The sequence below is a fragment of the Streptomyces sp. NBC_01296 genome, from assembly GCF_035984415.1.
In the GTDB taxonomy this organism is placed as follows: Bacteria; Actinomycetota; Actinomycetes; order Streptomycetales; family Streptomycetaceae; genus Streptomyces.
Window position 1 is genome coordinate 1,091,573 of the sequence record NZ_CP130720.1, and the last position, 25,046, is coordinate 1,116,618.

Annotated in this window: 20 protein-coding genes; 10 read left to right on the top strand and 10 right to left on the bottom strand. The window is 75.8% G+C overall.

The features are described from left to right. Positions 1-48: 48 nt before the first annotated feature. A complete protein-coding gene (locus OG299_RS05305) occupies positions 49-987 on the bottom strand; it encodes a UbiA family prenyltransferase (protein WP_327360680.1) in 939 nt (312 codons plus the stop codon). A 76-nt stretch (positions 988-1,063) separates the two neighbouring features. On the opposite strand from OG299_RS05305, the gene OG299_RS05310 reads away from it, so the two are divergent. The 3 genes from OG299_RS05310 to OG299_RS05320 are packed head-to-tail and all read left to right on the top strand — an operon-like array spanning position 1,064 to position 3,727. Next, positions 1,064-2,125: a type III polyketide synthase gene (locus OG299_RS05310; RefSeq protein WP_266637331.1), complete on the top strand. Its 1,062-nt coding sequence runs from the start codon at positions 1,064-1,066 to the stop codon at positions 2,123-2,125. Positions 2,126-2,153: 28 nt separating this feature from the next. Next, the gene (locus tag OG299_RS05315) at positions 2,154-2,705 is read left to right on the top strand and encodes an isoprenylcysteine carboxyl methyltransferase family protein (protein ID WP_327364460.1); all 552 of its coding nucleotides are present in this window, start codon (positions 2,154-2,156) and stop codon (positions 2,703-2,705) included. Further along, positions 2,702-3,727: an NAD(P)/FAD-dependent oxidoreductase gene (locus OG299_RS05320; RefSeq protein WP_266637333.1), complete on the top strand. Its 1,026-nt coding sequence runs from the start codon at positions 2,702-2,704 to the stop codon at positions 3,725-3,727. The genes OG299_RS05315 and OG299_RS05320 overlap by 4 nt, the downstream gene beginning before the upstream one ends. Positions 3,728-3,806: 79 nt before the next feature. Here OG299_RS05320 and OG299_RS05325 read toward each other — a convergent pair whose 3' ends face one another. Then, a complete protein-coding gene (locus OG299_RS05325; RefSeq protein ID WP_327360681.1) occupies positions 3,807-4,220 on the bottom strand; it encodes a hypothetical protein in 414 nt (137 codons plus the stop codon). A gap of 384 nt (positions 4,221-4,604) precedes the next feature. On the opposite strand from OG299_RS05325, the gene OG299_RS05330 reads away from it, so the two are divergent. The 3 genes from OG299_RS05330 (at position 4,605) to OG299_RS05340 (ending at position 7,149) form a co-directional block, all read left to right on the top strand. Then, complete coding sequence (locus OG299_RS05330; protein WP_383513136.1) at positions 4,605-4,793, top strand: DUF6381 family protein; 189 nt, start codon at positions 4,605-4,607, stop codon at positions 4,791-4,793. Positions 4,794-4,907: 114 nt separating this feature from the next. Next, a complete protein-coding gene (locus tag OG299_RS05335) occupies positions 4,908-5,417 on the top strand; it encodes a mycothiol transferase (RefSeq protein ID WP_327360682.1) in 510 nt (169 codons plus the stop codon). A 142-nt stretch (positions 5,418-5,559) separates the two neighbouring features. Continuing rightward, a complete protein-coding gene (locus OG299_RS05340; RefSeq protein ID WP_327360683.1) occupies positions 5,560-7,149 on the top strand; it encodes a carboxylesterase/lipase family protein in 1,590 nt (529 codons plus the stop codon). A 7-nt stretch (positions 7,150-7,156) separates the two neighbouring features. Here OG299_RS05340 and OG299_RS05345 read toward each other — a convergent pair whose 3' ends face one another. Next, complete coding sequence (locus OG299_RS05345; RefSeq protein ID WP_327360684.1) at positions 7,157-7,849, bottom strand: hypothetical protein; 693 nt, start codon at positions 7,847-7,849, stop codon at positions 7,157-7,159. A gap of 77 nt (positions 7,850-7,926) precedes the next feature. On the opposite strand from OG299_RS05345, the gene OG299_RS05350 reads away from it, so the two are divergent. Together OG299_RS05350 and OG299_RS05355 are read left to right on the top strand one after the other, a co-directional pair. Further along, positions 7,927-8,451, top strand: a complete 525-nt coding sequence (locus tag OG299_RS05350; protein WP_327360685.1) for an HAD domain-containing protein — start codon at positions 7,927-7,929, stop codon at positions 8,449-8,451. 83 nt (positions 8,452-8,534) lie between these two features. Then, a complete protein-coding gene (locus OG299_RS05355; RefSeq protein WP_327360686.1) occupies positions 8,535-8,927 on the top strand; it encodes a hypothetical protein in 393 nt (130 codons plus the stop codon). A 196-nt stretch (positions 8,928-9,123) separates the two neighbouring features. On the opposite strand, the gene OG299_RS05360 is transcribed toward OG299_RS05355, so the two are convergent. The 5 genes from OG299_RS05360 to OG299_RS05380 form a co-directional block, all read right to left on the bottom strand. Further along, positions 9,124-11,049 (bottom strand): hypothetical protein, encoded by a 1,926-nt coding sequence (locus OG299_RS05360; RefSeq protein WP_327360687.1) that lies wholly within the window; start codon positions 11,047-11,049, stop codon positions 9,124-9,126. Continuing rightward, positions 11,046-14,927 carry a DUF5682 family protein gene (locus OG299_RS05365; RefSeq protein WP_327360688.1) on the bottom strand — a complete coding sequence of 1,294 codons (3,882 nt, stop codon included), beginning with the start codon at positions 14,925-14,927 and terminating at the stop codon, positions 11,046-11,048. Before OG299_RS05365 ends, OG299_RS05360 begins: the two co-directional genes overlap by 4 nt. Further along, the gene (locus tag OG299_RS05370; RefSeq protein WP_327360689.1) at positions 14,924-16,087 is read right to left on the bottom strand and encodes an ATP-binding protein; all 1,164 of its coding nucleotides are present in this window, start codon (positions 16,085-16,087) and stop codon (positions 14,924-14,926) included. Before OG299_RS05370 ends, OG299_RS05365 begins: the two co-directional genes overlap by 4 nt. Positions 16,088-16,188: 101 nt before the next feature. Next, entirely contained in the window at positions 16,189-21,168 is a 4,980-nt protein-coding gene (locus tag OG299_RS05375; protein WP_327360691.1) for a DNA-binding protein, read from the bottom strand. Further along, entirely contained in the window at positions 21,165-22,034 is an 870-nt protein-coding gene (locus OG299_RS05380; RefSeq protein WP_327360692.1) for a DUF4132 domain-containing protein, read from the bottom strand. The genes OG299_RS05375 and OG299_RS05380 overlap by 4 nt, the downstream gene beginning before the upstream one ends. Before the next feature lie 230 nt (positions 22,035-22,264). On the opposite strand from OG299_RS05380, the gene OG299_RS05385 reads away from it, so the two are divergent. Together OG299_RS05385 and OG299_RS05390 are read left to right on the top strand one after the other, a co-directional pair. Beyond that, the gene (locus OG299_RS05385) at positions 22,265-22,999 is read left to right on the top strand and encodes an HNH endonuclease family protein (protein WP_327360693.1); all 735 of its coding nucleotides are present in this window, start codon (positions 22,265-22,267) and stop codon (positions 22,997-22,999) included. Then, positions 22,996-23,295, top strand: a complete 300-nt coding sequence (locus tag OG299_RS05390) for a hypothetical protein (protein WP_266637365.1) — start codon at positions 22,996-22,998, stop codon at positions 23,293-23,295. Before OG299_RS05385 ends, OG299_RS05390 begins: the two co-directional genes overlap by 4 nt. 35 nt (positions 23,296-23,330) lie before the next feature. Here the strand turns inward: OG299_RS05390 and OG299_RS05395 are convergent, their stop codons facing one another. Next, positions 23,331-23,864: a GNAT family N-acetyltransferase gene (locus OG299_RS05395; protein ID WP_266637367.1), complete on the bottom strand. Its 534-nt coding sequence runs from the start codon at positions 23,862-23,864 to the stop codon at positions 23,331-23,333. Between the two features lie 84 nt (positions 23,865-23,948). Beyond that, a complete protein-coding gene (locus tag OG299_RS05400; RefSeq protein WP_266637369.1) occupies positions 23,949-24,941 on the bottom strand; it encodes an isopenicillin N synthase family dioxygenase in 993 nt (330 codons plus the stop codon). Between the last annotated feature and the right edge of the window lie 105 nt (positions 24,942-25,046).

Genomic DNA, 25,046 nt, shown 5'->3' on the forward strand with positions numbered 1-25,046 from the left:
CGAGGGCGGCGCGGCGCCGCGGGCGCCCCCCGGCGTTCGCAGACCGCCTCAGCGGAGCCCGGCCAGGTCCGCCCCGCGCACCAGCAGCAGCACGACATCGGCCCCCGCGACCGCCATCGTGACCAGGAAGGGGATCCGGCTCCGGCCGGTCGGCAGGACGGCCCCGAGGAGTACCGCCGCAGCGGTCGCCGCGAGCAGCACCCAGCCGTACGGCGGCACCCGGCCCGGCGGTCCGGCGACCAGGGCCACGGCCGAGCCGAGGACCAGGAGCCCCCCGACGGCCGCCGAGCGCCGGGCGCCGAGCCGGTGCGGCAGGCCCACCACGCCCGTGGCCAGGTCGTCGTCGATGTCGGGCAGCGCGTTGGCGAAGTGCGCGCCCGCACCCAGCAGGGCCGCCGCGGCCGTCAGCCACCACGGCGGCCAGGGCGCACCGGGCAGGCCGAGGGTGACGAACGCGGGGAGCAGCCCGAACGCGAGGGCGTACGGGAGCCAGGAGACGGCGGTGCCCTTCAGCCGCAGGTTGTACGCCCAGGCGGCGGCCACCCCGCACAGGTGCGCACAGCCGGCGAGCCATCCGCAGGCCAGCGACAGCGGGACGCAGAGCAGCAGGGCCGTGAGCGCCGCGGCCGTCACCGCGGCGGGCCGTACCGCCCCGCGGACCAGGGGTTTGTCGCGGCGGCCCGTCGCCAGGTCCCGGCCGAGGTCCACCCGGTCGTTGCACCAGCCCACCGACAGCTGGCCCACAGCCACCGCGGCCACGGTGAGCGCCGCCCCCGGGAGGCTGCGCCCCACGGCCGCGGCGAGGGCGGCGGCGAAGAGCGTCACGGCGGCCGCGGGCAGCGGATGGCAGGCCCCCAGCAGCCCGAACGGGCCGGACCGACCGGACGCGGCGGCCGACGACGGGCCGCCGGCAGGCGCGGGCCGGCCGGTCTGCGGGGTCGCGGCGGGAGTCGGCGGAGTTCCGTCTGCGGCTCGGGCTGGGGGCACGCGATCACGCTATGCCGCGCCGCGCCCGGTATGCGGGATTCATCACGAAGTGTCAGTTGTTCCCTATGTTGAATCAATGACGCGTGTCCTGGCAGTGAGCAGTGTTTTCCCGCCCCACCGCTATCGCCAGTCCGAGATCGCGGCGGCGCTCGCCCGTTTCCTGCCTCCGGGGGCCGACACCGCCCTGCTCCACCGGCTGCACGCCTCGGTGGGCGTCGGCTCCCGCCACCTCGCGCTCCCGCTGGAGCGCTACGGTCCGTCGAACGACTTCGGCGGGACGAACGCCCTCTTCGTGGAGACGGCCGAGGAGCTCGGAGCCCGCGCCATCGAAACCGTCCTGGCCGCGGGCCATCTGACGGCGCGCGAGATCGACCTGGTCATGTCGACCACGGTGACCGGGCTCGCGACGCCCTCGCTGGAGGCCCGCCTCGCGGCCCGCACCGGTCTGCGCCCCGACGTGAAACGGCTGCCGCTCTTCGGCCTCGGCTGCGCGGCCGGCGCCGCCGGACTCGGCCACCTCCACGACTACCTGGCGGGCCGCCCGGACCACGCGGCCCTGCTGCTGTCCACCGAGCTCTGCTCCCTCACCCTGCAGCCCTCGGACGCCTCGGTGGCGAACCTGGTGGCCGGCGCCCTCTTCGGCGACGGGGCCGGGGCGCTGCTCGCCGTGGGCCGCGGCCATCCGCTGCACGGCACCAGGCCGGGGCCTTCGGTGGTGGCCGCCCGCAGCCGCCTGTACCCCGGCACCGAGGGGCTCCTCGGCTGGGACATCGGCCACTGGGGTTTCCGGATGGTGCTCGGCCGTGAACTGCCCGCCCTGGTCAGGCTGCACGTGGCCGAGGAGATCGAGACGTTCCTCGCCGGGCACGACCTCAAGCCGCCGGACGTCGACGCGTGGATCGTCCACCCCGGCGGGCCGAAGGTCCTCGACGTGCTGGCGGACGCGCTGGCGCTGCCGGATTCCGCCTTCGCGGCGAGCCGGCGCTCGCTGGCGGAGGTGGGCAACCTCTCCTCCGCCTCCGTCCTGCACGTCCTGAACGCGGTCCAGGCCGCCGGGCCGCCCGCACCGGGCTCGGTCGGGCTGATGATCGCCTTCGGACCGGGCTTCGCCTCCGAACTCGTCCTCCTGCGCTGGTGACCTCATGCCGATGAACCCGATCAACCCGATGGACCTGTACCTGCTGCTCATGGCCCTCGTCGTGGCCGAGCGGCTCGCCGAACTCGCCGTCGCCCGCCGGGGCACGCGCTGGAGCCTGTCCCGCGGCGCCATCGAGTACGGCCGCGGCCACTACCCCGCCATGGTCGCCCTGCACACCGCGCTGCTCGCCGGCTGTGTGGTGGAGCCGCTCGTCGCCGACCGCCCGTTCCTGCCCGCGCTGGGCTGGCCCGCACTCGCCCTCGTACTGGCGGCCCAGGGCCTGCGCTGGTGGTGCATCAGCACCCTCGGCCCGCGGTGGAACACCCGGGTGCTGGTGGTCCCGGGGCTGCCGCTGGTGGCGGCGGGGCCGTACCGGCTGCTGCGCCACCCGAACTACATCGCGGTCGTCGTGGAGGGTGCGGCGCTGCCGCTGGTGCACACCGCCTGGATGACGGCGGCCGGCTTCACCGTACTGAACCTCCTGCTGCTCGGCGTACGCATCCGCTGCGAGGAGGACGCACTGGCCCATGCCGCGCCGGTCTACCGCAGTGCCGTACCGGCGGAGGGCAGGGCCCGGTGATCGACCTGCTCGTCGCCGGCGGCGGCCCGGCCGGGCTGGCCACGGCCATCCACGGGGCGCTGGCCGGGATGGAGGTCGTGGTCCTGGAGCCGCGCCCCACCCCGATCGACAAGGCCTGCGGCGAGGGCCTGATGCCGGGGGCCGTCCGCCGGCTCCAGGAGCTCGGCGTCCGTGTTCCGGGCAGCCCGTTCCGCGGCATCCGCTACCTGGACGGGGTGAGCGGCCTGCACGCCGAGGGGCTGTTCCGCACCGGGCCGGGTCTCGGCACCCGCCGTACCGTCCTCCAGGCGGCGCTGGCCGAACGCGCCGACCGGCTGGGCGTACGGGTGCTCGCGCGGCGCGTCGGCGAGGTCCGCCAGGACGAGGACCGGGTCGGTGCGGCCGGCCTGACGGCCCGGCACCTCGTGGCGGCGGACGGCCTGCACTCCCCCGTCCGGCGCGGTCTGGGCCTCGCGGCGCCGCCCGCCCCCGGCCGGCCGCCCCGCTACGGGCTGCGCCGCCACTACGCCGTGGAGCCCTGGAGCGACCTGGTCGAGGTCCACTGGTCGGCGCACTGCGAGGCGTACGTGACCCCTCTGGGGCCCGGCCGGGTCGGCGTGGCGGTCCTCACCACCGAACGCGCCCCCTTCGACGTACAACTGGCCCGGTTCCCGCTGCTGTGCGAGCGGCTGGCCGGGTGTTCCGGTTCGGCGGTGCGCGGCGCCGGGCCGCTGCGCCAGCAGGCCCGGGTACGGGTCGCGGGGCGGGTGCTGTTCGTCGGGGACGCCGCCGGGTACGTGGACGCGCTGACCGGCGAGGGGCTCACCCTGGCCGTGACCGCCGCGGGCGCTCTCGTCCGCTGCGTACGGGAGGGGCGGCCGCAGGCGTACGAGCGGGCCTGGCGGGAGCTGTCGCGCAGCTACCGCACGCTCACCGCGTCCTTGCTCTGGGCACGCCAACAGCCCCGGCTCGCGGGGCGGATCGTCCCGTTGGCGGCCCGGCTGCCGAGGGTCTTCACGCACGGGGTCAACCTGCTCGCGTAGGACGGCGGGACCGGCCGTGCGTACGCATGCCACGGGGGCGGGATCGGCACGTACCGCCGGTCCCGCCCCCGTCGCGCGGTCAGCCGTCGGCGCCCGCCCGGGCCTGCGGCGACCGGTTCAGGAGCGCCAGGCCGGCCAGGACGGCGGCGGCCGCGGCGCAGAGCACCGCCGTGACGCCCGCCCAGGCCGGGGAGGCGCTCGCCGCACCCGCCCGCCATGCGGCGGCGGTGTCGCGCACCGCCGGCAGGGCGCCGAGTCCCAGGCACAGCACGGTGGCGAGGAGCGGAAGGAGGGCGGTCGGGGTCTGGGACCACAGCGCCGTCAGGTCGCCCGGCAGGTGCAGGACGACACAGACCAGCAGGGCGGCGGCCACGGGCCGGCGCAGGACGTGGCGCAGCGCCCCGGCGCGGGCGGGGGCGGCCGGGGTGCCGTTCGCGATGCGCCCGTACGGCCGCCGCCGGTACTGCTCGACGGACTCGTACGGCTCGGCCACCTCCTCGAGCGGCCGGCAGTGCCGGCCGTCTCGAGCAGGGTGCGTATCGGCTCGGCACTCGTCGCTGTCGCTGTCGCTGCGCCGGTGGTGGCGGGGAACGCGCGGGGGCTGTCGCCCTGTGTCGCCGCGAGCGCGACGGGGTCATTCATGGAAAGCTCCGTTCGCCGCCGCGCGGGTCTGCACATCGCGCGCCGGTCAACGTGCGTCATCGGAAGTGCATGCTCAGTCACATTCATCGGCACCCCGCTCCGCTGCGCCATTCGGGGCGGGCAAACGGGGGAGCCGGCCTCCCGGCGGTCACCGGAGCAGACGGTTCGAGATGCGCCCGCGCGGCGCTGCTGGTTCGCTGAATCCGGCCTCCTTACCCCCCACACCCGAGGAGTGATCATGAGCGCTGGCGAAACCCAAGGCCGGGTCCGGCAACTGCGCGAGAAGGCACAGGAGCTGAGCAAGGCGGCGGAACGCTCCACCGATCCGGAAGAGCGCCGAAGGCTCCAGGAGAAGGCCCGCCGACTCCAGGAGCAGAGCGAGAAGGAAGGCAAGATCGACGATCGGGGCATGGATCCCATGTAGCCCCGGTCGCCCCACACATCGGCCGGTGGCCACGGGCACCGGCCGATGCCGTACGTCACGTCACGTCACTTCACGTCATATCGGTGGTTTCGCGGACACGTCTGGGGACGGTGCATGAAGGCTACGGAGGTACTGGCCGATGCCTACGGGCGCGTCCGGGAGGTGGTGCACGACGTGGTCGAGGGGCTCTCGACCGAGGAGTTGAACGCGCGCATCGACCCGAAGGCGAACTCGATCACCTGGCTGGTGTGGCATCTGGCCCGGGTACAGGACGACCACGTGGCGGACGCGTCCGGCCAGGAACAGGTCTGGACGGCACAGGACTGGTTCGCCCGCTTCGCCCTGCCGGTGCCCGCCGAGGCCACCGGCTTCGGGCACACCGCGACGCAGGTCGGAAAGGTCGTGGTCGAGTCGGGCGAACTGCTGCTGGGGTACTACGACGCCGTCCATGAGCAGAGCACCGCGTTCATCCGCGGACTCGCCGCCGCCGACCTGGAACGGGTGGTCGACGAGCGCTGGGACCCGCCGGTCACCCTGGGGGTGCGGCTGGTCAGCGTCATCGCAGACGACCTGCAGCACGCCGGCCAGGCGGCCTTCGTACGGGGCGCGCTGCAGCGGCGGTAGCCGCCGGCGCCGAAAGCCCGTGCACAGCCCGGGCGTTGGCCGGATCTCCGGCCGACTTCGGGGAAGGCATGGCAGAGACGAAAGGCGGTGGCCCGTGTCCCGTGCCCGTTGCCCACGACGCCGGAGCGCCCGGTGGTGCGCCGTGTGGTGTGCCTTCCTCCTGCTCGCCGCCGGCGCCGGACCGGCGTCCGCCGTGGCGGGCGCATCCGCCACGGACCGGCCCGTCGTGGACACCGACCGGGGGCCGGTACGCGGCACCGCGCACGGCGCGTACCGCACCTTCGAGGGGATCCCGTTCGCGGCTCCTCCGACGGGGCCGCTGCGCTGGCGGCTCCCGCAGCCCGCGGCGCGCTGGACCGGCGTACGCGACGCCGGGGTCCCGGGGGCGCGCTGCGTACAACTGCCGCCGGTGGGACCGGGCGGGCCGAGCGGCTCCGAGGACTGCCTGTACCTCAATGTCACCTCGCCGAACACGTCGGCCTCGTCGGCCTCCGGCGGGCAGCGGCGGCCGGTCATGGTCTGGTTCCACGGCGGCGGCTTCGTCAACGGGGCCGGGGACCTGTACCAGCCCGAGCGGCTGGCCGTACAGGGCGATGCGGTGGTCGTCACCGTCAACCACCGGCTCGGAATCTTCGGCTTCTTCGGGCATCCGGCGCTCGGCGGGGCCCCCGACTTCGCCATCGCCGACCAGCAGGCGGCGCTGCGCTGGGTACGGGCCAACGCCGCGCGCTTCGGCGGCGACCCGTCCGACGTGACGCTGTTCGGGGAGTCCGCGGGCGGCCTGAGCATCTGCGCCCACCTCACCTCACCGGCCTCGGGCGGCCTGTTCCAGCGGGCGATCCTGCAGAGCGGCTCGTGCTCCACCACCATGCCGCCCCGCTCGCTGCTGCCCACCCAGGGCCGGTACGAGCCCTTCGTGCCCGAGCGGCGCACCGTCGCGGCCGGGGTCGCGGCAGCGGCTGCGCTCGGCTGCGACGACCGGCCGGAGCCCGGCGCCGTACTGGACTGCCTGCGCGGCAGGGACGCGGCGAAGCTCGCGACCCCGGAGCTGATGCAGCAGTTCTCCCTCGTCTCCTACGGCAACCGCCTGCTGCCCGAGGAGCCCCGGCGGGCCCTGGAGGCCGGCCGCTTCCACCGGGTGCCGGTGATCGAGGGCAGTACCCGGGACGAGATGCGGATCTTCCTGGCGCAGAGCCTGGCGGCGTTCCCCCTCCCCGACGCGGGTGCCTACCGGGCCCGGGTGGAGCAGTCGTTCGGCGCGGCTGCCGTCCCGGCCGTCGAGGCGCAGTACCCGGTGGCGGCCTACCCGACACCGGCGCTGGCCTGGGCCGCCGTACTGTCCGACGCCTCGTTCACCTGCCCGGCGCTGCGGGACAGCAGGGCGCTGGCCCGGCACGTGCCGACGTACGTGTACCGGTTCAGCGACCGGGACGCGCCGAACTTCACCGGCCTGCCGGAGGTGGCGGGGTTCCCGTACGGCGCCTCGCACGGCTTCGAACTGCCCTACCTGTTCACGATGGATGCCGCCCTGACCGCACCGCAGCGCGAGCTGTCGAAGCGGATGACCGGCGACTGGACGGCGTTCGCCCGCACCGGCAGGCCGCCCGCCGCATGGCCGCGGTTCGATTCCAACGGATCCGTACGGTCGCTCGCCCCGGGATCGGGCGGGATCCACGTGGTGGACGGGCCTGCGGAGCACCACTGCGCGTTCTGGGACGCGCAGTGGCCCTGAGCTCCACTCACCAGGGCGCGGTGGTGACGACTTCCCCGTCGGGCGTCCGGACGGACACCGTGCCGTGGTCCCCGTACACCTGCTGCCGCCACGACACGAACATCTGCGCCACCCGGCGGCCGTCCTCCGCGAGGCCCTTGCCGACGGATCCGGTGGTGAAGGTCACGAGCGCCTCGCCGGCGTCCCGCCCCTTGCGGACCCGGGCCTCCCTGACGGCCTGCTCGGGCAGGAAGAGGTCCGCTCGGGTGCGCCGCTCGGCGTAGTAGGCGTTGAAGTCCCGGGTCATGTCGAACCACCCCGCACCGCCGCAGGGTCCGGCGCCGTTGGTGATGTCCCCGTCGGTGGGCGGATTCGGCGCCCCGGTGTCCTGATCGGTGGGCGGCCCCGCGTAGCTGCCCGTCTCCTGATCCGTGGGCGGACCGGCGTAGCCGCCCGTCTCCTGGTCGGTCGGGGGACCGGCGTAACCACCCGTCTCCTGATCCGTCGGCGGACCGGCGTACCCGCCGCCTTGCTCCTCCGTCGGCGGATCCGGCAGACCCGTGCCGCCGCCCGTCGTCCGGTCGAGGCCGCAGGTCTCCTTCGCCGGCGCGGGCGGCGCGGCGGCCTCCCCGGCGTGCCTCGTGCCACAGGCCGCGAGCGCGGCGCACAGCAGCCCCGCCACTGCCGCCCTCCCGGCCATGGACACAGCTGTCCTCGTCATGGTCCTCCCCCTTTGCCCAGGGAGAGGGGATCGCGCCACCCGCGGTTCCCCGTCCGGGGGGCGGCTATCGTGCCGCCATGACCGGCCCCGGGCAGCACCCTCTCCTCTTCCTCGACGTCGACGGACCGCTCATCCCGTTCGGGGCCACGCCTGACGAACTGCCGGACGGCTATCCGACGTACGGGACGCGGCCCGACGCAAACCCCCTCCTCGCCAGGATCGATCCCGCGCTCGGACCCCGTCTGCTGGCGCTGCCGTGCGAACTGGTGTGGGCCACGACCTGGATGGACGACGCGAACGAGTGGATCGCGCCGCGCATCGGACTGCCGGATCTGCCGGTGGTGGCGTGGCCGGACCCGTACGAGGAGGAGGGCCATCGGGAGCGGATCCACTGGAAGACCCGCGCCCTCGTGGACTGCGCCGCGGGCCGCCCGTTCGCCTGGGTCGACGACGAGATCACCGGCGCCGACCGGACCTGGGTGGCCGCACACCACCCGGGCCGGTCCCTGCTCCACCGCGTGGATCCCCGCTTCGGCCTCACACCCGCGGACTTCGCCACACTCACCGCATGGCTGCGCGGACCCGCCCACGCCGGACCGTGAGCCTGGCCCGGGGCGGGCGAAAGGCTGCAGGATGGGGCGCTGTGCCTCGACGGCGGCACACATCGGCCCCAGGAGGTCCGGGCATGAAGCCTGTCCCCGCCCTGCCCGCCCAGGTCACCTGGCACGACACGGACACACGCGTCTTCCGCTGGGCGGCCCGGACCGAAGGGCGCTGGTGGGTCCTGCGGCTCAACGACTTCCCCGAGCACCCCCTCTGCACCTTGTTCATCGACGGACAGGTCATCGGTGACGTGGATGACGTGCCGGACACCTGGCAGTTGTGGCCCGGCTCCGCGCTTCCCGCCCTGACCGCGTCGGAACGTGTCGAGGTACTCGCCCTCATGACCGGCCTCGGTCCCTACGGAACCGAGGCCGGCACCCCGTGCGCAGGCGACTGGTGCACCTGCGGCATCCTCACCGACGCCTACGCCGCCCGGCTCAACGACCCTCCGCGAACCTCGAGGGAATGGCGCTAGGGGGTGTCGTCAAAGTAGCGTCGGCCGCCCGTGAGGGCGGGGCCGGCGGGGTCTGGTGCGTGTGATCGCAAGGCGGAGGAGGGAGGCGACGCTCGCGTCGGCGACCGACGACAACGCGGCGAGCGCGCGTGCCAGACCCCGCCGGCCTGGGGGCACCTCCCAGCGGTAGCTGGGGGAGGGACTTTGACGACACCCCCTAGGACCAGGACGCCGCCACCAAGGAGCGTTCCGCCGCGGCCAGGTGGGTGGAGGCGGCGAGCCAGGCCCAGGCGTAGGCGTCGGGTGAGGGGTCCGTCAGGCGGCCGAAGGAGTCGCGGGGGCGGCGGTCCGCCTCCGCGGCGAGGGCCGTGGCGAGCTCCGCCGCCGCGGTGAAGCCGGCCCGGCGCAGCGGCCCGTACGAGGTGAGCGGCTCGGCGGTGCGTGCCGCCTCGGCGACGGCGCGCCGGCCGCCCGCGACCCCGGTTTCCAGCAGCCGGCGTACCCGCCACAGCGGTGAGTCGGCCAGCAGGTCCGGGCCTTCCGCAGCACCGGCGGGAGCGGGGGCCGCGGCCGTCCCCGGCGGGAAGTGGCTGCCCTGGAGCAGGTCGTAGCCGAGGTCGGCGCGGCCCAGCCACTCCTCGGGCAGGCGCAGGGTGTACTCCGCGCCGGGCACCGGCCCGACGGCGAGCGGGCGCAGGGTGGCGGCGCGGTCCAGGTCGGGCCGGCCCAGGACGCGGAGCGCCAACCCCGGATGGGCGGCGATACGGCGCAGGTTGGCCGTGTGCGGCAGTTCCGGGTGGGGGTGCGCGGCGCGCAGCCGCAGCAGGGGCGCGTCCGCCCGTGCCTCGCGGACCAGCAGGTCCTCGCCGGCCGCCCCGACGACGGTGACCTCGCAGCCGAGGAGGGCGGGCGCGGCCCCGTCCGGGTCGGTGTCCCGGTCGGCGAGCCGGGCCGCCACGACCTCGGCCGCCGGGCGGGCGAAGAGCGCGGCGGCCGGCTCCTCGGTCCACGGGACTCCGCGCAGCGGGGTCGCCTGGACCCCGCGTCCGGCGCCGAGGCGGCCGTCGGCCGAGACCGTGGCCCCGGCGATACGCAGTCCCCCGCGCGCGAGGCCCGCGTGGTCGAGGGCGGCTCCGCCGAGAGCCACGGAGGCGGAGCCGGCGCCTCGGGCGCGGGCCAGGCCGCCGGGGCGGACGTCGGAGACCGAGTAGCGGGCGCCGTCGGGGGCGAGCAGATGGGTGACCACTCCCCCGTAGCCGGTGGCCGACAGGACCGGCTCCCGGCACAGGCCGTACACCCGCAGGCTGCCGCCCGGCTGGTAGGCGCGGCGTACGGCGGCGGTGAGCGCCGGGCCGGCCGTGCCGGAGGCCAGCAGTCCGGCGGTGTGCAGGAGTTCGCGGAAGGCTCCGGTGAGGTCGCCGAGCCGGTGGGCGCCGCTGCGCTCCCGGGCGGCGCGCAGGCCCCGTACGACACGCAGGGTGGCGGCCTCGGCCCGGGGCAGCCCGGCGAGGCGCGCGGTGTGGGCGGCCCGCAGCAGCTCGGCCTGGACCACGGCGCCGCCGGCCGTGACGCCGGCCGCGAGAGCCTCGGCGGCGGCCTGCCAGAGCGCGGCGGCAGCGCCGAGCTGGGCGGCGGTGAGGGCATCCGGGACCGGTTCGGGCGTGCTCGGCGGAGCGGCGGCCGCAGGCCCCGAGGCGGCTTCGGCCGCTCCGGGACCGGCGGCGGGCGCAGCCCCCGGCACCGAGCCGGACGCGGGATCAGGCGCGGGAACAGGCTCCGGATCGGGCTCCGGCGGCAGCTGCTCCGCGTCCGCGAGCGGCGCCGCGCCGAGCACCGCGGCCCGGTGCAGGCAGCGCGGCGCCAGCAGGCAGGTGCAGAGGGCCTGTTCGGCCGCGGTGACCGTACCGGCGGGGCCCGGCCGCAGGGTGACCAGCGCGTCCTCGCCGAAGCGGACGGCGACGCTCCCGTCGTCCGCCCGGGCGGCGCCCGCGGCGCAGCCCTCGATGGCGGCGTCGAGCTTCTTGCGCAGCCGGGCGGTGAGGTTCTCGACGGCCTCGGCGAGGACCTCGGGGGCGACGGGCGGAAGGAGCACGGTGTTCACATCGGCGCTCAGCTCGGTATCGGCGTTCGTCTCGGTACTCAACGGGGTTCTCCACGGAGGCGGTCGCCGACCCAGCGGGCGAGGGCGAGCGGGCTGAGGGCGGCCACCGGCATGCCGGCCGCGACGAGCTGCCGGGCGACGGGGACCGAGTACCGGGGGGCTCCGGCGTCGTCGAGCGCGGCGCAGCCCAGCAGATGAGCTCCGGACGCGGCCAGCGCGCGGACCTCCCCGAGGAGTCCGCCGATCGGCGCGCCCTCCTCGAAGTCGCTGACCACGACGACGAGGGTGCGGCTCGGCACGGTGATCAGCGAGCGCGCGTGAGCGAGACCCGCCGCGATGTGCGTACCGCCCCCGACGCGGACCTCCAGGAGCAGCGAGAGCGGGTCCTCGACCCGGTCGGTGAGGTCCACGACCTGCGTGGAGAAGGCCAGGAAGTGGGTGGACAGGGTGGGTACACCGCCGAGGACGGCGGCGGTGAGGGCCGACCAGATGACCGAGGCCTCCATGGAGCCGGAGACGTCGACGACGAGGATCAGCCGCCAGTCCGCCTCACGGCCGGCCCGGGTGCTGAACACGGGCCGTTCCGGGACGACGACCACCCGGCCGTCGCCCTGGCGGCGGGTGTGCGCGAGGTTGGCCCGCAGGGTCCGGGCCAGGTCGAGCCTGCCGCCGGGGCGGCGGGTGGGGCGCGGGGTGGCGAGCCCGGAGAGCGCCGGGCGCATCCGGGTGGCGAGCTCCTTGGCGAGTTCGTCGACCAGCCGTCTGACCAGGGGCCGCAGCCGGGCGAGTTGGGCCTCCGGCATGCCGCCGGCCAGCGACAGGACCGAGCTGAGCAGTTCCACGGAGGGGCGGACGGCCGCCGGGTCGAGCTGGCTCAGCACGTCGGAGCGGCCCGCGTCGGCCGCGTCGGCGAGCACCTCCTCGCGTACGTCGGCGCCGAAGAGCGATTCGAGCTCCTGCGACCATTCGCGGGCCGTCGGGAACGAGGGCTCCTGGCCGCCGCCGTTGCCGCCGTTGCCCCGGCCGCCTTCGAGGTCGGTGGCGCCTTCGCCGCGGCCGTTGCCGTACAGCTCGTCGAGGGCGTGGGCGTAGCGGCGGGCGCCGGCGGGAAGCCGGTCGCGCTGGCGGCCGAGCAGCAGTCGCCAGCGGTCGGCGGGGGCCAGCCGGTGCTCTGCGCGCAGGGGCGCGGGTACGGGCGGTACGGGTACCTCCGGATCGGCGCCGGGTGCGGGAGCCGGGGTGTCCGCGACCGGCAGCGGAAGGGATTTGAGGGCCGCGGCGCCGGCGGCGTCGGCGGCGGCCCAGAGGGCGAGCAGGGCGGGCGGCGCGTCGAGGGACAGGTCGATGCGGTCGCCGAGGCGCTCGGTGACGGTGTCCAGCAGCCGGTCGCGGGCGGCCGGGGCGAGTACGTCGAAACCGCCGCGCAGGGCCGGGAGCCGGTCGAGGAACTCCTGGTCGTCGAGGCCGTCGATCCGGTCGAGGACCGGGGTGAGGGCGGCCGCGGAGGAGTCGAGCAGCGGTCCGGCGGCGGCCAGGACTCCGCCGAGGCGGCGGGCCAGGGAGCGCCGGCCGTCGGGGGCGGCGGAGCCGTCGATCCATCCGGCGGCGCGCTCGCCGAGAGCGGCGGCCGGGTCGAGATCGAGGAGGACCCGCACGGCCAGTGCCGCGCCCTGCATCAACGGGGACGCGGTGGCGGTCAGTTCCGCCAGGGCGGTGTCCATCCGCAGGCCCAGGTGCAGGGTGGCGGCCCGGTCGGCGAGGGCCACGAGGGCGCGCGCGTCGGCGTGGTCCTCGCTGCCGGCGAGACCGGGCAGGGACCGTACCGCGGCTTCGAGCAGCCGGCCGGTGAGCGCGGCCGCGGCGGTGCGGGAGCCGTCGGAGGTACCGGGGAAGTGCCCGCGGGCGAGCCCCTCCAGGAGATCCAGCGACGCGAGGAGTTCGGGCAGGGTCGCGGTCTGCGGAAGGATCTCGGCGGCCTCGTCCAGCCGTACGTCGACCAGCTCGGGCAGATCGCACCGCGCGGCGGCGGCCAGGCCGGTGAGGATCCGTTCCGGGGTCGGACCGCCGTCGGCGGCGGCCCGGCGGGCGGTTTCGCGCAGGGTCCCGGCCGCGGCCTGGGCGGCGGTGACGCCGCGGACGCCGGCCAGGTCGAGGCGGGCCGGGACGGAAGGCGTCCAGGTCAGCCGCCACTTGGTGCCGAGGGCGGTGCCGTCGCCGGTCGCGGCCACGTCGAGGGGCTCCCCGTACGAGGCCCCGCAGACGGCCAGCCGCTGGAGCAGGACCTCGCGCCGCCGGTCCAGCGGGGAGCGGAGCGGGTCGAGGCGGACCTCGCGGGAGGCGGGCTCCTCGGGGCCCGGCAGCCGCAGCTCCGCCAGCTCGGCCTCGACGGAGGGGCCGAGTCCGGAGCGCGGGGCGTGCGGGGTGGTCCGGCCGCGGCCGGTGCCGACGAGCACGGCTTCCAGCGCGCGGGCCAACGCCCGGCCCCGGCCCAGGGGTTCGCCCTGGCCGAGCACGGTGGTGACGGCCTCGAGGAGTTCGCCCCGGCCGGGGGCGGGGAGCCCGCGCAGGACGGCCAGGTCGCAGGCGAGCCGCAGCGTCTCGGCGGCCTCGCCGGTCCCGGCGGTGTGCCCGGCGCGGCGCAGCTCCCGGCAGATGCCGGTGACGGCTACGGAGGCGGCATCCCGCACCCGCACCGGATCCCCACCGGCCTCGAGCACGGCCTGCTGCCAGAGCGGATCCCGGATCCCGGCGGGGTACCCGGAGCGGGAGTCGAGCAGGTCGAAGGAGTACGGCACGAACGAGGTGACGGCCCCCTCGCCGGCGTCCGCCTCGGGCACGGGAGCCGGCCCCGCGGCCACTGCGCGGACGGCCGTGCCCGGGCCACTGCGGGTGACGGAGCCCGCCCCGCGCCCACCACCGGGCGCCGGCGTGTGCGAGGCGGAAGCGTCCGCCCCGGAACGGGGCACCGGCACCTCGTCCGCTGCCGGGGCGCTGTTCCCCGTACCGGGAGAGGGTTGCGCCACCACGACGGCCGCGGGCTCCATGCCCGGCGCGCGGTCCGCATCGGCGGTCCGGGACGGGGTCGACGGAGCGCCCTGGACGGCCCGTACGGCAGCATCCGTCGGGGCGGGGGCGACACCCGCCGGTGCCGGGTCGGCGACGAGAAGGGCCGGGGCGTGGAAAGCGCCGATCAGGGCGGCGACCTTCCGGCCCCCCACGGCGGCGGCGTTGACGACGCTGCGCATGTGGGCCTCGCGGGCCAGGTCGGTCGCGGGGACGGGGCCGTCCTGGCGCAGCGCCCAGCCGACGCCGAGGGCGGCCCGCCGGACGGCTTCCGGGGTGCAGCCGGGGGCCAGCACCTCCACGGCCCGGTCCCACAGGTCATCGCCGTCGCGGCCGGTCCCGGACGCGGTCAGCGCCTGCGCGAACAGCCGGCGGCCGGGGGCCGAGCCCTCGGAGGTGTCCTGGTCCGGGGAGCGCAGGGTCCAGCCGGGGTCGGCCAGGGGGAGGTCGCAGCAGCGGACCTCCACACCGCGCGCACGCGCCCAGCGGATCGCGGCCAGCTCCGGGGAGAAGTCCGCGAACGGGTAGAACGCCGGCCCGCCCTCCCGGACCGTGCCGGCGAGGGCGACGGGGGCCACGGTCTGCGGATCCGCCAAGTGCTCCAGCCACGGCTGGAAGTCGGTCGGCAGCTCGACGCACACGACCTCCGCCTCCGAGGCGTCCAGCAGCGCCGGAACCACCGCCGCCAGCGCGGGGCTGTGGTGGCGCACACCCAGCAGGTACGGCGCACGGGACGCGGCGAGCGCGTCCACGGCGTCCCGCGGATCGGCATCCGGGGCAGCCCCCGCGCCCGAGGCGGCGGGGACGGCGGGGACGGCGGGCTCCCCGGGCCGAGCGCCCGGCATCGGCTCGGTCATCGGAGGTTTCCGCGGAGGTCCCAGAGGCGGCGCCACATCGCCGAGCCGTCTTCCGCGCGGCGGCGGACCGGGCCGTCCCAGTAGCCCAGCAGGCGGCCGTGGTCGGCCGGGTCGTCCTTGCGGACCACGCCGAGCAGGTGGCCCGGCAGCAGGTCCAGCACGTCGCCGCCCGGCAGGTACGCCGCGGCGACGCCCAGCGAGGCCGCCACCTGGACCGCCTCGGCGGTGGACATGACCGTACCGGGGCGTTCCACGTCCCAGCCCTCCGCCGAGCGCCCGGAGCGCAGGTCCCGGAAAACCGTGACCAGCGCGTCCAGGACCGCGTCGTCCACTGCGAACGCCGCGCCCGCCCGCTGCACCGCGGCCACCGCCTGGCGGCGGATCAGCGTGGCCTCGGCGTCCGCGTCCGCGATCGGCGCGACCGTCTCGAAGTTGAAGCGCCGCTTGAGCGCGGCGGACATCTCGGAGACCCCGCGGTCCCGCAGGTTGGCCGTGGCGATGACCGTGAACCCGGAGGCCGCCGAGACCACCGCGTCCTCGGTGGCGGTCAGTTCGGGCACGCTCACCCGCCGGTCGGACAGGATCGACACCAGCGCGTCCTGCACCTCGGGCAGGCAGCGGGTGATCTCCTCGACGCGCACCACGCGCCCGGTCCGCATCGCGGAGAGCACCGGGGAGTCGACGAGCGCCTGGGAGGTGGGGCCCTGGGCGAGCAGCAGGGCGTAGTTCCAGCCGTAGCGGAAGGCGTCCTCCGTGGTGCCCGCGGTGCCCTGCACGGTCAGCGCACTGGTACCGCAGACGGCGGCGGCCAGCAGTTCGGACAGCATCGACTTCGCGGTACCGGGCTCGCCGGTGAGCAGCAGGCCGCGTTCGCCGGCGAGGGTGACGACGCAGCGCTCCACCAGGGCCCGTTCGCCGACGAACTTCGGGGCGATGGCCAGTTTGGCGGGGAGCCCGGCGCGGCGGCGCCCCGGCAGGGCCAGTTCCACGCCCTCGCTGCCGCACACGAAGGTGACGACCGCGCGCGGGGTGAGCGCCCAGCCGGGCGGGCGGGGGCCGGTGTCCTGGGCGACGAGGAAGGCGAGTTCGGCGGCGTGGCGCTCTTCGGCGGGCAGGGCCTGCCGGGTGGCGGCCGGGGCGGCCGTTTCGGTCGCGGTCATGAGGTGTGTCGTGTCCTTCGGAGTAGGTGCGAAGTCAGTGGGACGGGTGCGGACGGGCCGGGCGGCGCACTGCGCCGCCCGGCCGGTCCGGCGGTCGACCGTCAGCGGCGGCGCGTGCGGGTGCGCTTGACCTTCAGGGCCTCGAAGCGCGGTACGTCGCCCTCGCGGACCCGCTGCCAGGCCCGCCGGTAGAGCTCCGCGGCCGGCTCGTCCGGGACCAGCACGCCCAGCACCGGCCGACCGCCCGGGGCCAGCCCGTACATCGGGAGCTTCCACTGCTCCACCGGCAGCACCGGCGAGGACATCTCCGCCCAGCCGCCGGGCAGGAACAGCGAGCGTCCCGCCCGGGTCCGCGAGGCCGTCACCACCAGCTCGGTGGCGGCCAGTTCGGCGCGGGCGGCCTTCAGCCGGACCGGCTTCCAGCCCGTCCAGCGCGCCACGTTGCGGTCGGTGGGGTCGGGCATGGCGAGCAGTGCCAGGTACAGGGCGGCCGCGTCGGCGCCCAGGCCGTGGGCCCCGGAGACCTCCGCGACCAGCTCGGGCACCGAGCGGCTCGGGTCCTGCGGCCACCACGTGCCGTCCTTGTCGACCGCGGCCCCCGCCGCCGGGGCGCCCGGATCCGCGAGCAGCGCGGCGAAGCGCGGGTCGTGGACGGCCCGCAGCGCCGTCTCCACCGGGGACTGCAGCTGGTCGTCGCCGCGCAGCGCCGGCAGGTACGGGTCGGAGCCGGTGGAGTCGAGCAGGGCCGTCCGCAGTGCGGGCTTGGGCCGGTCGTCGTGGGTGGCCATGACCACCGCGCCGTACCGCTCGTAGCCCTCGCCCGTCTCGGTCGGCGTGCCCGCGGCCTTCCGGAAGTCGGGGAGGCTGGTGAAGTGCCCGATGGTGAGCATCAGTCCGGGCGCGGCCAGCCGCTGCCGTACGGCGGTCAGGGTGGGGGGCAGGGCCGTCCGCAGGGGGTCGCCGGCGGGCAGCCGGTGGGCCATCCAGGCCGTCAAGGTCAGCGCACCGGTCAGGATGGCCGAGGTGAAGGGTTCGGTGGCCGGTTCGCAGGGCTCGACGTGGTCCCCCTTCACCTCCCAGGCGACATCCACGCTCAGCGGCGGGGAGGTCGCCGGCTCGAGGATCGCGGAGAGGGCCCGGTGGGTGGACCAGCCGGTGCTCGCGTGCGTGGCCTTGGCGCGCGCGGCCTCGGCGAGCAGCCACTCCGGCACGGGCGTACGGCGGCCCACGCGGCGGTTCCACTCCTGCGCGGCGGCGGCCACGTCCGGTCCTTCGGTCCACAGCCGCGCCGGGTCGGCGGGCAGCAGCGCGGCGACGACGGCACGCCGCACCTCGGCGTCGAGACCCTGGAGCTCGGCCCGGGCGCGCTTCGCGTCGGCCACCTTGACGCCCACGGCGGTGCGCAGTGCGGTCGGCAGGAAATCGTGCTGCCAGCTTTCGATGTTCGGCAGGCTGGCCAGCAGCAGCCGTGCGACGGTGCCGGACATGCCGGTGAGGCGGGCGAACTCCTCGGCGGCTTCGGGCAAGAACGGCGCGGAGCCGCGGTCTGCGGCCTCCGCCAGGAAGGCCGTCAGCCAGCCGGGGCCGCGTTCCCGGTCGCCGAGCGGGGCGTCACCGCGCAGGGTGTACGGGCCGGGCACGGCGAAACGGCCGGCGGGGTCGTACAACAGCGCCCCGAACTCGTGGCCGTCGGATACGGACGTGCAGTGCTCGGTGAGGCCGAGGACGGCTCCGCCGCCGAGCGGGAGCACGCTGCGGTGCGAGGTGTTGCGTTCGATGCCGTCGGGGGTGCGCAGATGGCGCTGGTCGAGGTGGACCAGGACCCGGCGCCAGCGGTCGGCGGAGCCCTCGGCCGAGGCGAGCCCGAGGGCGTCCACCCGGCCGAGCAGGGTGCACAGGGCGGTCCGCTGCTCGTCGGTGGTGCCGACGGCGACGGCCCGGTACGCGATCGCCGCGGGCTGGTCCAGCAGCTGCGTGAACGGGAAGGCGGAGTAGGGAAGTTCGGGCAGGTCGAAGTGGAGGCGGCCGGGGACGGCCTCGGCGTCGGTGTCGGCGGCCGCCCGGGCCAGCCCGCCCAGGTAGCGGTAGGCGGCGTCGGTCTGGGCGCCGTGGCGGTAGTAGCCGGTGCCGGCGAGCCCGCGCAGTGCGTCGGCGATCAGTTCGTCGGTGGGGCCTTCGGGCTCGCGGTCGGCGGCCGCGCACGTGTCGGGGTCCAGCCTGGCGGCGACCTCGTCCAGCGCCAGCTGCTGGGTGAGGGCGAAGCGCAGCACCTCGACGATGCCCCCGATCAGCTCCGGGGCGGTGACCTGCGGCAGCGCCGCACGGACCAGGTCGGGCAGGCCGGTGGCCGTCTCGGCGGCGCCGGCCGCCTTGAGCAGAGCGCCGACCGGGGCGCCTTCGGCGGCGCGCAGGGCGGCCGATCCCTCGGGGTCGCGCGGGCGCAGCGCGTACCAGAAGGGCAGCGGCGGCAGGTCCACGCTGCCGGTGGAGAAGGCGGCGTTGCGGTAGTCGCTGCGCGACTGGGCGGTGACCACGCCGTCCGGGTCGCTGATGCTCAGCTCGCGCCAGCGGTGCGTCAGCGCGCGCGGCCGCTCGTCGCCGGGGAAGAGGAGCGCCGCGACGGGCATTTCGGCGCCCTCGGGGGCGCCGACGCTGCGGCCGCCGGTGTCGGAGGCCTGCCAGCCCCGGCCGGCCACGCGTACGGCACGCCAGCCGAGCAGGCCGTCCACGGGCGCGCCGAGGACGGAGCCCTCGACGGTGGGCGCGGGCCGCAGCCAGCAGGACTGGGCGGGCACGGTGGCGTCGTTCCCGGTGCCGTCTGCGGGGTGCGCGCGCAGTGCGTCGGCGAGGAAGCCGGGCAGCGAAAGCCGGCCGAGTGCTCCGCTGACGGGGTCGTACTCGCGCCAGCCGCCGTCGTTCTCCTGGTCGCGGCGCTGCCACACCCAGTACGAGGTCCCGTCCGACAGCAGGGCCCGCCCGCTCGGCAGCCTGGTGTCTCCCGCGTGCAGGACGCCGCCGCCGGTGGTGCGGCCGCCGCCGGGCAGCGGCAGGCTGATGTCCTCGGAGCGCAGGTTCCAGTAGCTGCCCTCGAAGTCCAGGGTGAAGACGTCGCCGGGGGCGGTGTGCCAGTAGCCCTCGGCGCCCCCGGAGCCGTAGTGGGCCCAGAAGACGAGCAGTTCGCCGTCGACGTAGTGGAACCCGCACCGGCGCGCGTTGTCGACCGGAACCCGCAGGTCGTGGGTGAGCACGGTGGAGTCGGCGTCGATGACGCGGACCTGGGTGGAGTTGGCGACGATCAGGTACGGCCAGGCCTCGACGACCGTCAGCCCGTGCCCGCCCTGGGCGGGCTTCAGCTCGGCGATCGCGGACTCCCAGGCGGGCCAGGAGAGCTCCTCGAAGAGGCCGGCGCGCAGGGTGCGGGCGAGGGTCTCGCCGAGGTCGGCGGCGGCCGCGGCGGCCACCTCCTCGCGGGCGAGTTCGAGGGCCTCGGCGGGCAGCCAGGTCAGCCGGCGGATGGCCTCGGGCAGGCCGGGCAGACCGGCGGCGGTGGAGGCTCCGGCCACCTTGTGCATCCACTCGGTGAGCAGGGGGCGGCCGCCGGGCGAGGCGGCGAGCAGCCGCATGACGTTCACCGCTTCGGCGTCACCGCCGAGGCTGTACGCGGCGCGCCGGAAGGCGGGCCAAAAGCGCGGGTCGGCGGCGATGGCGAGGAGGTCCCGGCGCTGGTCGGAGCCGGCCCAGTCGGTCAGGTTCAGCTGGACGTGGCGCCGGTGGGACCGGGACTCGGTCTCGGGGTCGGTGACCGGGATGTCCAGGGAGAGCAGCAGGTCCAGCAGGTCGGCGTCCTCGACGCCCACCTTCAGGCCTGCTTCGCGGCCGGGCTCGGCGAGTTCGGCGCGCAGCCGGTCGGCCGCCCGGGTGACGAGGTCGAGCAGGGCCGGCAGCGTGGGGCGCGAGCCCCAGCCGGTGTGACGGGCGGCGTGGAAGCGTTCGAGCCAGCCGGCGGCGCCGTCGGAGCAGCGCTGCTCGGCGGGCGGTTCGGCCGCGATCAGACCGGCGGTGGCGCCGGATTCCTCGAGCACGCCCAGCCAGAGGGCGGAGAGTTCGCCGTCGCCGCCGCCGGGCGGCATCAGACCGAGCAGGGTGCCCCGTACGGCCGGCACCCGGCGGGCCAGCGCGACCAGGGCCGTGCGGTGCGCCTTCCACCAGCCGAACGCGGCGCGCAGGGTGGCGGGCAGCGGCAGCAGCTCGGCGAGGTAGTCCTGCTCGGCCTCGGTGCCGGTCAGGCCGGCGGCCCGGGCGAGGCGGCGCAGCTCGGTCGCGGCCTGCGCAGAGGGCGGCAGTCCGCCCGCGGTGCGGCGCACGCACAGCCGGCGGAAGCGCTCATGGGCCTCGGCGGGGCTGACGCGGCCGGACAGCTCCTTGGCGTAGCCGGTGAGCACCTTCACCGGGAGGGCGCCGACCAGGGCGAATTCGAGGAACACGCCGTCGAGGCGGTCCTCGTCGACGGCGAGACCGTGCTGGGCCTCGCTGGTCCGGGCGCGGCCGAACAGCTGCGCGGCGTACGTGGTGTTCTCGACGGCGAGGAAGACGCGGGCGGCCTGCTCGTAGAAGACGGGCAGGAAGTGCGGGACGGCGGCGGCGAGCCGGCCGGCCAGTTCGTGGCAGGCGTCGAGGGCGGCCTTGGGCTTGGTCTTGGCCTGGCGGGCGAGCCGGTCGAGTTCGGGAACCACGGCGAGGGCGTGGTGTCCGTCCTCCGGGTGGTGCACGAGGACCCATTCGGGGAAGCCGAGGGCCTGGCGCTGGCCGAGGCCGACCACGGGCGGCTCGCCCTCGTCGCGTACGAGTCCCAGGAACCCGGCGGCCAGGTCCTCGGCCGGACCCAGTTCGGCGGCGGCCAGCCGGACGACGACGCGCTCGTCGTCGAGGGCCGGGTGGCGGTAGATGCGCGCGGTCAGGTCGACGGCCGACGGGCCTGCGTCGTCGGTGCCGCGGGGCAGCACGGCGCCCGCCTTGAGCAGCAGTTCGGCGTCGGCCGCGGTGTCGGTCGCCCCTGTGGTGCCGGTGGTGGTGGTGCTCATCGTGCGTCCCCGCCCTCTTCGATCTTGCGCCCGGCGTACAGCGCCGCGGCCATCCGCATGCCCTCGGACCAGGCGACCGGTCCGACCTCCGTCAGGCGCACCGCCCGGCCGTTCTCGTCGTGCCAGCTCAGGGCGCCGGTGCTCGTCTCGTCCTCGTAGTACGGCTCGCCGATCCAGACCGCCGCTTCCGTGCCCCCGCCCGTGTCGCGGACCTTGCAGGTCGCGTAGCCGCCGGAGACCCGGTAGCCGAGGCCCGTCGCCCGGGCGGCCAGGCCGAACCTGCTCGCGAAGACCCCGCCCGCGTAGTCCCGTACCTCGGTGGCGGTGGCCGCCAGGCCTTGCGGCTTCTGCCAGGTCGGCCGGTGGATCTGCTCGACGCGCTGCACGATGCCGAGTTCGGCCGCGAAGTCCCGTACGTCGTCCAGGTCGGGCAGCAGCACCGGGTGCGGCAGCGTCACCGTGCGCGGGGAGAGCCGTACGGTCTCGCCGTCGAGGTTGACCACCCTCAGCTCGCCGGAGGCGGTGGCGTCGCGCAGGAAGCCCACCTCGTCCGGGTCCTCGCCGACGACGGCCATGTCGCGCAGCGCGTTCTGCCAGGCCTCGTCCGGCCAGACCTGCGCGAGGAGCGCCGTCGGCACGGGCAGCGAGGACACCATCCAGGTGTCCACCTGGGCGATGCAGGCGGCCTCGTGTCGATCCAGCCATTCGGCGAGCCGGCGCAGCCGGTCCACCTCGGGGTGGTCGCGCAGCGCCTTGGGCAGCGTCTTCAACTGCCGTCCCGCCGTGCGGCCCGTGGCGGACCTCGCCGCCACCTTCCCTTCCACCAGAGCGATCTCGTACCCCTCGCCCGCCGCCAGCCATGCCATCAGTACGTGCCCCTCCGCCTGCCCGATCCGGATGCGCGCAGCGTCGACCAGGGGGAAAGGACCCCCTGAGCTGCGGTATGCGGGGAGACTAGCGAGGGCCACTGACAACGCCTCACGAGGGGGCCCTGCTCGACGTCGGCGTGGGCGCGGCCGGTTGGGTGTCCGGTTGAATGTCCGGTTCTGGGTAGTCTTTCCCGGACAGGGTGTGGAGCCGGCTCGGGGTGGGGTTCATGGGACGTCAGATACGTGTACGCGGTGCGGTCCTGGCGGCATCGGTGCTGCTGGCCGTGGCCGGGTGCTCGGGAACCGGCACGACGGACAAGGACGGGAAGGCCTCGGCGCCGCCGGCCCCGGCCGGCACGTCGCCCTCCGCTCCGGGGGCGGGCGATGCCAAACCGGCCGCCGGGGACGTACTGCCCGGCATGGTCACCGTCCAGGTGGCCCGGACCCGACTGGCCGCGCTGAAGGTCGCGGCGCCCGGCACCATGGCCGGCTACAGCCGGGCCAAGTTCACGCACTGGGCCGAGCAGGGCAACAAGTGCGACACCCGCGAGGTCGTCCTCAAGCGGGACGGCACGGACGTCAAGCAGGACTCCGAGTGCAAGGCGGTCTCCGGCACCTGGAAGAGCCTGTACGACGGGGCGGTGGTCACCGAGGCGTCCAAGATGGACATCGACCACATCGTGCCGCTCGCCGAGGGCTGGCGCTCGGGTGCGGCCGGCTGGGACGCCGCGCAGCGCAAGGCCTTCGCGAACGACCTGACCCACCCCCAGCTGCTGTCGGTGACCGCGGCCACGAACCGGTCGAAGGGCGACCAGAGCCCGGACCTGTGGCAGCCGCCGGACAAGTCGAGCTGGTGCCAGTACGGGCGGGCCTGGACCACCGTGAAATCGACGTACGGCCTGACCGTGACGGAACCGGAGAAGAAGATGCTCGGGACGATGCTGGACAGCTGCGCGGCATGACCGGACGACAGCACATGACCGGACGGCAGCAGTGGTGCGACGAGGTCCCGGCCGGGCCCGGCGGGGCGATGACCGACGAGGTCGGTGTCATCACGGGCCCGCTGACCGTGCGGACGACGGCGGTGGCGGGCGGCCGGGTCCGGATCGAGATCCAGTACACGGACGCGGAGGAGTGGTACACCCTGACCGGCAGCCCGGTCCCCCACCACGGCGACCCGGCCGCCGTCCACGCCGCCGCGCTCGCCGCGGTCCGCGCGGGGCGTGCGGCCGAGGCCCCGGGCGCGGCCCCCGCCTGACCGGCCCGGTCCCGGTCCCCGTGCGGAGCCGGTGGTCAGCCCTCGTACTCCGACAGGTCGATGCTGTGGATCTGGATCAGGTGGCCGTGCTCCGGGTCCGTCGTGTCGAGGTCCATCACCATGCCGAGCTTGCGGATCACGTTCTCGGATTCCTCGTGGCCCGACCTGTTCACCGCGATCACCCGGTCGAGGCCGCGGTCCTGGAGGGCGAACTCCAAGGTGGCCTGCGCGGCCTCGGAGGCGTAGCCCTGGCCCCAGTACTGCCGGCCGAGCCGCCAGCTGACCGCCACGAAGTCCCGCGCCTGCGCCGGGGACTGCGCCACGGACAGGCCGACGGCCCCGATCAGCTCCCCCGAAGCCAGCAGTTCGACGGCGAAGAGGCCGAAGCCCTCCTCGTCCCACTCGTCCTCCCAGCGCTCGATCTCCTCGGCGGTCTGCTCGAGGTCGAGGGTGGAGCCGTCGCCGATCCAGCGCATCACGTCCGGGTCGGCATTGATCTCCGACAGGGGGACGAGGTCGTCGTCGGTCCAGCGGCGGAGGAGGAGTCGGGGGGTACGGATCTCGGTCATGCCCCCATCCTGCCGAACACCGCCGACCAGCGGTAATCGGCCCCTCCCGGGCGAACGGCACGCACCCGGCGAGGGTGGGAGGCGTCAGGAGACGGTGATCGCGTCCAGCTTGCCCCGCAGGTACGTGTGGGAGTCCACGGGGTCGTGCGCCACCCGGCCGACCGGCGCCGGGAGGGACTCCACCCGGGTGTGCGGGTCGCATTCGTAGAAGTAGACCAGCGAGATGAGCTCCTCGGCCGGTGCGTCGGCGGGCGGCGGCAGCACCCGGTGGCGGCCCGCGCGCCAGCGGTCCCCGGTCCAGCGGGCCATCAGGTCGCCGATGTTCACGGTGAGCGCGGCCGGGTCGTACGGGGCGTCCTGCCAGCCGTCGGCGTCGGTGTGGATCTGGAGCCCGCCCGCGCCCGGCTCGCGGTCGAGGACCGTGACCGTCCCGAAGTCCGTGTGCGCCCCGATGCGGAACTGGCCGGGCAGCGGCTCGCCGAGCACCTCGGTGCCCGGGTACCAGTTGAGGTTGAACCCCCAGGTGGGGTGCCCGGTGTGGCGGGTGAAATGGTCCTCGGCGAGGCCCAGCGCGGTGGCGAGGAGCTCCAGCAGCTCGTCGGACAGGGCCCGCATCTGCGCGATGTACTCGACGGCCGGCGACTGCAGCGCGGGCACCTCGGCCGGCCAGGCGTTCGGCCGGAACCACTCCGCGTCCACGGACGGGTCCCCGGTCGGCTCGTCCGCCGCGCACGACCAGGACTCCTTGAGGTCGGGCGGCGAGGCGGCCCCCTCCGCATAGCTGTTGGCCTCGGCGCCCGGGCCGAGCCAGCCGCGGCCGCCGACCGCGACCGCGTACGGCTCCTTCGCCTCCGCCGGCAGCCGGAAGAACTCCTTGGCGGCCGCCCGGATCCGTGCGGGCAGCTCCGGGTCCACACCGTGCCCGGTGATCAGCAGGAACCCGGCGGCCCGGAGGGCCTCGTCGACGCGGGCGGCGATCCGCTCCCGCGCCCCAGGCTCCCCGGACCGCCACGGTCCGAGGTCGATCACGGGCACCTGGGAACGAGCGGAGGCGGAGGAAATCGGAGAACTCGCCATCGGGACCTGCCTTCCGAGCCGGTGTCGGGCGTCCGCTTGCGAGGCTATCGCCCCGGACACCCGCCGGGCCCGAGTGGAACGACCGCGTCTCCTGCCGCACGCGGG

Bases quoted from the DNA above. Each gene is read 5' to 3' on its own strand.
- OG299_RS05390 (WP_266637365.1), top strand. From the start codon at position 22,996: ATGACCGGACGACAGCACATGACCGGACGGCAGCAGTGGTGCGACGAG.
- OG299_RS05370 (WP_327360689.1), bottom strand. From the start codon at position 16,087: ATGACCGCGACCGAAACGGCCGCCCCGGCCGCCACCCGGCAGGCCCTG.
- OG299_RS05365 (WP_327360688.1), bottom strand. From the start codon at position 14,927: ATGACCGAGCCGATGCCGGGCGCTCGGCCCGGGGAGCCCGCCGTCCCC.
- OG299_RS05385 (WP_327360693.1), top strand. From the start codon at position 22,265: ATGGGACGTCAGATACGTGTACGCGGTGCGGTCCTGGCGGCATCGGTG.
- OG299_RS05345 (WP_327360684.1), bottom strand. From the start codon at position 7,849: ATGACGAGGACAGCTGTGTCCATGGCCGGGAGGGCGGCAGTGGCGGGG.
- OG299_RS05400 (WP_266637369.1), bottom strand. From the start codon at position 24,941: ATGGCGAGTTCTCCGATTTCCTCCGCCTCCGCTCGTTCCCAGGTGCCC.
- OG299_RS05375 (WP_327360691.1), bottom strand. From the start codon at position 21,168: ATGAGCACCACCACCACCGGCACCACAGGGGCGACCGACACCGCGGCC.
- OG299_RS05355 (WP_327360686.1), top strand. From the start codon at position 8,535: ATGAAGCCTGTCCCCGCCCTGCCCGCCCAGGTCACCTGGCACGACACG.
- OG299_RS05315 (WP_327364460.1), top strand. From the start codon at position 2,154: ATGGACCTGTACCTGCTGCTCATGGCCCTCGTCGTGGCCGAGCGGCTC.
- OG299_RS05380 (WP_327360692.1), bottom strand. From the start codon at position 22,034: ATGGCATGGCTGGCGGCGGGCGAGGGGTACGAGATCGCTCTGGTGGAA.
- OG299_RS05350 (WP_327360685.1), top strand. From the start codon at position 7,927: ATGACCGGCCCCGGGCAGCACCCTCTCCTCTTCCTCGACGTCGACGGA.
- OG299_RS05395 (WP_266637367.1), bottom strand. From the start codon at position 23,864: ATGACCGAGATCCGTACCCCCCGACTCCTCCTCCGCCGCTGGACCGAC.
- OG299_RS05310 (WP_266637331.1), top strand. From the start codon at position 1,064: ATGACGCGTGTCCTGGCAGTGAGCAGTGTTTTCCCGCCCCACCGCTAT.
- OG299_RS05335 (WP_327360682.1), top strand. From the start codon at position 4,908: ATGAAGGCTACGGAGGTACTGGCCGATGCCTACGGGCGCGTCCGGGAG.